The organism is Micromonospora sp. AB353 (genome assembly GCF_049538395.1).
In the GTDB taxonomy this organism is placed as follows: Bacteria; Actinomycetota; Actinomycetes; order Mycobacteriales; family Micromonosporaceae; genus Micromonospora; species Micromonospora aurantiaca.
The window spans coordinates 1-7,377 of sequence record NZ_JBMVFV010000142.1 but is presented as its reverse complement, the minus strand read 5'-3'; the positions used below and the strand labels follow the sequence as shown (position 1 = coordinate 7,377).

Genomic DNA, 7,377 nt, shown 5'->3' with positions numbered 1-7,377 from the left:
AAAAAGGGCCCCTTCCGATGCCGGAGACGTTAAGCAGGGGCCCCTCCTTACACTGCTGCGATGGACTGCCTCTTCTGCCGGATCGTCGCCGGGGAGATTCCGGCCACCATCGTCCGCGAGACCGCCACCACCCTGGCCTTCCGCGACATCGACCCGAAGGCGCCCACGCACGTGCTGGTGATCCCCAAGGAGCACTACGCGGACGTGGCCACGCTGGCCCAGGGCGCGCCCGAGCTGGCCGGCGAGGTGCTCCAGACCGCCGCCGTGGTGGCGGAGGAGGAGGGCCTGACCGTGGACGGGTTCCGGCTGATGTTCAACACCGGCCCGTACGGCGGCCAGGAGGTCTTCCACGTGCACGCCCACCTGCTCGGTGGCGCGCCGCTCGGCCCGATGCTCTGCCGATGACCGACGTCTCCGACCGGCTCGCCCGGATGGTGCGCCAGGCGCAGGCCACCGGGCGGATCCCGGCGGTGTCGGCCGCCCTGCACCGGGCTGACCGGCCGCTGTGGACCTGCACCGTGGGCGACACCGGCAACGACACCCCGCTCGGGCCGGAGACGGTGTTCCGGATCGGCTCGGTCACCAAGACCTTCACCGCCGCGCTGGTCATGCAGTGCCGCGACGAGGGCCTGCTCGACCTGGACGACCCGATCGGGCGGCACCTCGACCTGCCCGCGCACGGCGACGCGACAGTACGCCGGCTGCTGTCGCACACCGCCGGCCTGCAACGCGAGCCGCACGGCGACGTGTGGGACAGCCTGCGCGCCCCGGCCGTCGAGGAGATGCTGGCCGACCTGGCCCGGGTCGAGCGGGTGCTGCCCACCGGCCGCCGCTTCCACTACTCCAACCTCGGCCTGGCGCTGCTCGGCGAGGCGGTCGCCCGGCTGCGCGGCGGCACCTGGGCCGAGGTGCTGGCCGACCGGGTGCTCACCCCGCTCGGGCTGACCGCCACCGGCCCGTACCCGACCGAGCGGGCCGCGACCGGGTTCCTGGTCGACGCGTACTCCGACGAGGCACACCCGGAACCACCCGCCGACTTCGGCGCGGTGGCCCCCGCCGCGCAGCTCTGGAGCACCGCGTCGGACATGGCCCGCTGGGCCGCGTTCCTGGCCGACCCGGCGGCGGTGGACCCGGACGGCGCGGTGCTCGCCGCGACGACGGTCGAGGAGATGCGCTGGCCGCTCACCCCCACCGACGAGTCGGTCTGGTCGGCCGGCTTCGGGCTGGGGCTGATCCTGATCCCGCAGCCGGAGCGGGTGACCCACGTGGGCCACGACGGAGCGATGCCCGGATTCCTCGCCGCCGTGTACGGGCGGCGCGGCGGGCAGGGCACCGCCGGGGCGATGGGTGCCGCGGTGCTCGGCTCGTCCGGCGTCGGCGAGGAGGTCCTCGACCTGCCACACCGGCTGCTGGCCGCCGCCGCCGAGCACGACCCGGCGGAGATCGAGCCGTGGCGTCCCGGCCCGCCCGCGCCGGACCACCTGCGCGGCGTGCTGGGCCGCTGGTGGGGCGAGGGCTTCGAGTACGTCTTCTCGTGGCACGACGGGACGCTGCGGGCACGTGGCGCGGACGACCCGGCCGGGAAGCCGCCGGCGGTGTTCGCGCCGCTGCCGGACCGGCCGGACGTGTTCCGCACGGTCTCCGGCCGGGAGGCAGGGGAACTGCTGCGGCTGACCCGCGACGAACGGGGCGTGGTGGTCCGGATGCACTGGGCGACCTACCGCTTCACCCGCACCCAGGAGACCTTCGACGGGTACGACTTCCGCGCCGGCGACTGACCGCCGGCCACCGGAAATGGGCGCGGTGCGTCCGGTGCCGACCCGATACGATGGAGGTAACCGAACGCCGCGCCAGCAGGGCCCGGCGCCCGAGAAGCGGAGAGCAGGTGGCGCAGGGCCCGACGGCCCGACCTATGACCGGCACCCCACCTCCCGGCACGCCGCGTGTGCAGACCAGGATCACGGTCCCCGACCAGAAGATCATGGTGAACCTGCTCGGCGCGGGCGACGAGATCCTGCGGCTCGTCGAGCGCTCGATCGACAGTGACGTCCACGTCCGCGGCAACGAGATCACCATCACCGGCGCCCCCGCCGACAACGCCCTCGCCGAGCGCCTCTTCAGTGAGCTGCTCGAACTGATCGAGAAAGGCGAGACCCTGACCACAGACGCGGTGCGGCGTACCGTCGGCATGCTCGAGCAGGGCGGCACCGAGCGGCCCGCCGAGGTCCTGACGCTCAACATCCTCTCCCGGCGCGGTCGCACCATCCGTCCCAAGACGCTGGGGCAGAAGAAGTACGTCGACGCGATCGACGCCCACACCATCGTCTTCGGCATCGGCCCGGCGGGTACCGGTAAGACGTACCTGGCGATGGCGAAGGCCGTGCAGGCGCTCCAGGCCAAGCAGGTCAACCGGATCATCCTGACCCGGCCGGCGGTCGAGGCGGGGGAGCGGCTGGGCTTCCTGCCCGGCACCCTGAACGAGAAGATCGACCCCTACCTGCGCCCGCTCTACGACGCGCTGCACGACATGCTCGACCCGGAGACCATCCCGAAGCTGATGGCCGCCGGCACGATCGAGGTGGCACCGCTGGCATACATGCGCGGAAGGACGTTGAACGACGCGTTCATCATCCTGGACGAGGCGCAGAACACCACGCCCGAGCAGATGAAGATGTTCCTCACCCGGCTCGGCTTCGGCTCCAAGATCGTCGTCACCGGTGACGTCACCCAGGTGGACCTTCCCGGCGGGACGACCAGCGGCCTGCGGGTGGTCCGGGAGATCCTGAACAACGTCGAGGACGTGCACTTCGCCCAGCTCTCCAGCTCCGACGTGGTGCGCCACAAGCTGGTGGGCGACATCGTCGACGCGTACGCCCGCTGGGACGCCGAGCGGGAGAACCAGCAGGCGCAGAGCGTGCACGCCGTGCCGGGGCGCACCGCCCAGGGCGGCCGGGCCGGCCGGCGCCGCTGACCCACCGGCGGAAGCCGTCACATCATCAGAGGAAGACAGTTGTCCATCGAGATCGCCAACGAGTCGGGTGTCGACGTCGACACCGACGCCGTGCTCGCCGTCGCGCGGCACGCCCTCGACGAGATGGGGGTCAACCCCCTCGCCGAGCTGTCCGTGCTGCTCGTCGACATCGAATACATGTCGGAGCTGAACCACCGCTGGATGGGTGGCGACGGCCCGACCGACGTGCTCGCCTTCCCCATGGACGAGGGCAGCGTCGACCACGGCCCGGGGGAGAGCAACCCGGCCGGCGGTGAGCCCGCCCTGCTCGGTGACATCGTGCTCTGCCCGGAGGTGGCGGCCAAGCAGGCCGCCGCGGCCGGGCACTCGGCCGCCGACGAGCTGCACCTGCTCACCGTGCACGGCGTGCTGCACCTGCTGGGCTACGACCACGCCGAGCCCGAGGAGGAGCGGGAGATGTTCGGTCTCCAGGCCCGGCTGCTGGCCAGCTGGCGGTCGACCCGGTCGCGGTGATGGACACCTTGGCGGCGGTCCGCACCCCCGCCGGTCTGCCTGATCTTCAACTCCTGGTCTTCGCCGCCGGGCTGGTGGTGCTCGCCGGCCTGATCGCGATGACCGAGGCGGCGCTGGCAGCGGTCTCGCCGGCCCGTGCGGCCGAACTGACCCGGGACGGCGCCCGCGGCGGGCGTGCTCTCCAGGCGGTCGCCGGTGACGTGGTCCGCCATCTGAACCTGCTGCTCCTGCTGCGTCTGCTGGCCGAGCTGACCGCCACCACGCTCGTCGCGCTGGTGGCCGTCGACACGTTCGGCGCGGGCTGGCGGGCGGCGCTGGTGACCGCGGGCGCGATGACGGTGGTGAGCTTCGTGGTGGTCGGTGTCGGCCCGCGCACGATCGGCCGTCAGCACGCGTACGCGGTCGGCCGCGCGGTCGCGCCGCTGGTGCGCTGGCTGGGCCGCGCGCTCAACCCGCTGGCGTCGCTGCTGATCCTGATCGGCAACGCGGTCACCCCCGGCAAGGGCTTCCGCGAGGGGCCCTTCGCGACCCAGGTGGAGCTGCGGGAACTGGTCGACCTGGCCGAGCAGCGCGGTGTGGTGGAGCACGGCGAGCGTCAGATGATCCACTCGGTCTTCGCGCTCGGCGACACCATCGCCCGCGAGGTGATGGTGCCGCGTACCGAGATGGTGTGGATCGAGGAACGCAAGACGCTCGCGCAGGCGCTGGCGTTGTTCCTGCGCTCCGGGTTCTCCCGCATCCCGGTGATCGGCGAGAACGTCGACGACGTGCTCGGTGTGCTCTACCTCAAGGATCTGATCCGCCGGGTGCAGGGCGACCAGGCCGCCCGGCAGATGCCGGTGGCCGAGCTGATGCGCCCGGCCACGTTCGTGCCGGAGTCCAAGCCGGTGGACGACCTGCTCTCCGAGATGCAGGCGGCCCGCAACCACCTGGTCATCGTGGTCGACGAGTACGGCGGCACCGGCGGGCTGGTCACCATCGAGGACATCCTGGAGGAGATCGTCGGGGAGATCACCGACGAGTACGATGTCGAGCGCCCGCCGGTCGAGCATCTGCCCGACGGGGCCGTGCGGGTGACCGCGCGGCTGCCGGTGGAGAATCTGGGCGAGCTGTTCGACACCGAGCTGCCCACCGACGAGGTGGAGACGGTCGGTGGCCTGCTCGCCCAGGCGCTCGGCCGGGTGCCCATCCCGGGCGCCGAGGCCGAGGTGGCCGGCCTGCGGCTGGTGGCCGAGGGCACGACCGGCCGGCGCAACCGGATCGACACGGTTCTGGTGAGCCGGGTCGACCGGGGTGACGCGCCGGAGGGCACCAACCGCAGCGAGCCGCCCGATTCGCGTGGCGACAACAACCGTTCCGAGGAGAGGCAACCCGCCGATGCCTGAGTCACCCGCCGTACCGGCCGCCCTGCCCACCCCCGCCGACCCTGCCGAGCTGAGCGCCGAGGACGCCAAGCTGGTCGTCCTGGCCCGGGGCGCGCGGAGCCGGGTGGCCGCAGTGGAGGGCGCGGCGGTCCGCGACCAGGACGGCCGGACGTACGCGGCGGCGAGCGTGGCGCTGCCGTCGCTGACCCTGACCGCGCTCCAGCTCGCGGTGGCCTCGGCGGTGGCGGCGGGCGCGAGCCGGCTGGAGGCCGCGGTGGTGGTGACCGAGGCGTCGACGCTGGACGGGGCCGGGCACGCGGCGGTGCGTGACCTGTCCGCCGACGCGCCGGTGCACGTGGCCGCGCCGGACGGCACCGTCCTCGGCACGGTGGTCGAGTGACAACCCCCGAAGCGCGTCCCTACCGTGCCGGTTTCGCCTGTTTCGTAGGGCGGCCGAACGCGGGCAAGTCGACGCTGACGAACGCGATCGTCGGCACCAAGATCGCGATCACCTCGAACAAGCCGCAGACCACCCGGCACATCATCCGGGCGGTGCTGCACCGGCCGGACTCGCAACTCGTGCTTGTCGACACCCCGGGTCTGCACCGGCCCCGCACGCTGCTCGGCGAGCGCCTCAACGACCTCGTCCGGGAGACCTGGAGCGAGGTCGACGTGATCGGCCTGTGCGTGCCGGCGAACGAGCCGGTCGGCCGGGGCGACCGGTTCATCACCGGTGAGCTGGCCAGCCTCAAGGCGACGGTGCTGGCGGTGGTCACCAAGACCGACCTGGTCGACAAGAAGCGGCTGGCCGAGCAGTTGCTCGCGGTGAGCGAGCTGGGTGAGTTCGCCGACGTGGTGCCGGTCAGCGCGGTCTCCGGCCACCAGGTGGACACGCTGGTCGACGTGATGACCGGCTACCTGCCCGAGTCGCCGCAGCTCTACCCGGACGACATGCTCACCGACGACCCGGAGCAGGTGCTCGTGGCGGAGCTGGTCCGCGAGGCGGCGTTGGAGGGCGTACGCGATGAGCTGCCGCACTCCATCGCCGTGGTGGTCGAGGAGATGATCCCGGAGGGCAACCTCACCAAGATCTACGCCGACCTGTACGTGGAGCGCTCGAGCCAGAAGGCCATCGTCATCGGCCACCGGGGCAGCCGCCTCAAGCACGTGGGCACCACCGCCCGGCGGCAGATCGAGGAGTTGCTGGGCACCCGGGTCTACCTCGACCTGCACGTACGCGTGGCGAAGGACTGGCAGCGCGACCCGAAGCAGTTGCGCAAGCTCGGCTTCTGACGGGCGGCCGGGGCCGGCCCGGCAGAGATGATCAGGATCAGCCAGACCTATGGGACATCTCACTTTCCATAGGCGTTCTCGGCTGTTTCACAGCGTGCGGAAGCAGGGTAGGGACCATTGTCTCTGCCCCCGGACCCCGCCGCGAGCTGATGCGAAACCGCTACCTGGACCTGCTCCGCTTCCTGGCCATCCTGCGCGTCGTCACCTACCACGTCACCGGCTACGCCACGCTCACGCTGGTGTTCCCGGCGATGTCGGTGATGTTCGCCCTGGCCGGGTCGCTGATGGCGGCGTCACTCGATCGCAGCGGGGTACGCGCGGTCGGGCGCCGGCTGCGCCGCCTCCTGCCGTCGCTGTGGGTGGTCGCCGTGGTCTTCGTGCCGGCCATGCTGCTCACCGGACTGACGTTCAGCCCGAAGGTGCTGCTCTGGCTCTTCCCGATCAGCGACCCGCCGGCCAACTACTGGGGCGGGCTGGCGCTCAGCCCGATCTGGTACCTGCGGGACTACCTGTGGTTCGTCCTCGCCTCACCGGTGGTGCTCTGGCTGTTCCGCCGGGCGCCGCTGCCCACGCTCGCCGCCCCGTACCTGCTGCTCGTCGCGATCGAGGCGGGCATCCTGGCGAACCCGCCGACGGTGCTGCGGGAGTTCGGCCTCTACTTCGGCGCCTGGCTGCTCGGCTTCGCCCACCACGACGGGCTGCTGCGCCGGATGCGCAACCGGGTGCTGCTGCCGGTGGCCGCCGTGGTCGGCGCCGCCGGGCTGGCGTGGATCGTCACCCACCCGGGGCCGCGCGGATTCGACATCAACGACATCCCGCTGGGCAACGCGCTCTGGTCGGCCGCGTTCATCCTGGTGGCGATCGGCCGGGCGCCGGCCGGGGTGACCTGGGTCGACCGCGTGCCGGCGCTCGGCCGGGCGGTGACTGTGGTGAACCGGCGCGCGCTGACCATCTACCTCTGGCACATGCCGTTCGTGGTGCTCCTCACCCCGCTTGTCGGCCTGGTCGGCTGGTCGCCGCGCGACCCGGTGGGCCTGTGGCTGCGGGTGGGGCTGGTCTTCGCGCTCGTCGGCGTGGTGACGCTCATGGTCGGCTGGGTCGAGGACGTCGCCGCCCGGCGTACCCCCGAACTGCTCCCCGGCAAGCCGCGGCGGACCGCGGCCGACCGGGCGGCGGCCGCGCCGGCCAGCCCGGCCCCCGCCGGGGCGGAGGACGCGCTGGTGAGCGTCGGCGCCC

At 72.4% G+C, this 7,377-nt stretch carries 8 protein-coding genes; all 8 read left to right on the top strand.

Features of this window, described 5'->3' with window-relative positions; genetic code table 11:
- The first annotated feature begins 60 nt into the window (after positions 1–60).
- A complete protein-coding gene (locus ACPCK6_RS28920) occupies positions 61–405 on the top strand; it encodes a histidine triad nucleotide-binding protein (RefSeq protein WP_013475524.1) in 345 nt (114 codons plus the stop codon).
- Positions 402–1,778, top strand: a complete 1,377-nt coding sequence (locus ACPCK6_RS28915; protein ID WP_423482784.1) for a serine hydrolase domain-containing protein — start codon at positions 402–404, stop codon at positions 1,776–1,778. The genes ACPCK6_RS28920 and ACPCK6_RS28915 overlap by 4 nt, the downstream gene beginning before the upstream one ends.
- 134 nt (positions 1,779–1,912) lie before the next feature.
- Positions 1,913–2,971, top strand: coding sequence for a PhoH family protein (locus tag ACPCK6_RS28910; RefSeq protein ID WP_194802349.1), 1,059 nt, complete (start codon positions 1,913–1,915; stop codon positions 2,969–2,971).
- 39 nt (positions 2,972–3,010) lie between these two features.
- Entirely contained in the window at positions 3,011–3,484 is a 474-nt protein-coding gene (gene ybeY / locus ACPCK6_RS28905; protein ID WP_135241579.1) for an rRNA maturation RNase YbeY, read from the top strand.
- The gene (locus ACPCK6_RS28900; RefSeq protein WP_262015211.1) at positions 3,460–4,869 is read left to right on the top strand and encodes a hemolysin family protein; all 1,410 of its coding nucleotides are present in this window, start codon (positions 3,460–3,462) and stop codon (positions 4,867–4,869) included. The genes ybeY and ACPCK6_RS28900 overlap by 25 nt, the downstream gene beginning before the upstream one ends.
- The gene (locus ACPCK6_RS28895; protein ID WP_120568509.1) at positions 4,862–5,248 is read left to right on the top strand and encodes a cytidine deaminase-like protein; all 387 of its coding nucleotides are present in this window, start codon (positions 4,862–4,864) and stop codon (positions 5,246–5,248) included. Before ACPCK6_RS28900 ends, ACPCK6_RS28895 begins: the two co-directional genes overlap by 8 nt.
- A complete protein-coding gene (gene era / locus ACPCK6_RS28890) occupies positions 5,245–6,141 on the top strand; it encodes a GTPase Era (protein WP_366624701.1) in 897 nt (298 codons plus the stop codon). Before ACPCK6_RS28895 ends, era begins: the two co-directional genes overlap by 4 nt.
- A gap of 149 nt (positions 6,142–6,290) precedes the next feature.
- Positions 6,291–7,377 (top strand): acyltransferase family protein (locus ACPCK6_RS28885; protein WP_423482783.1); only part of this gene is annotated, 1,087 nt, incomplete at its 3' end.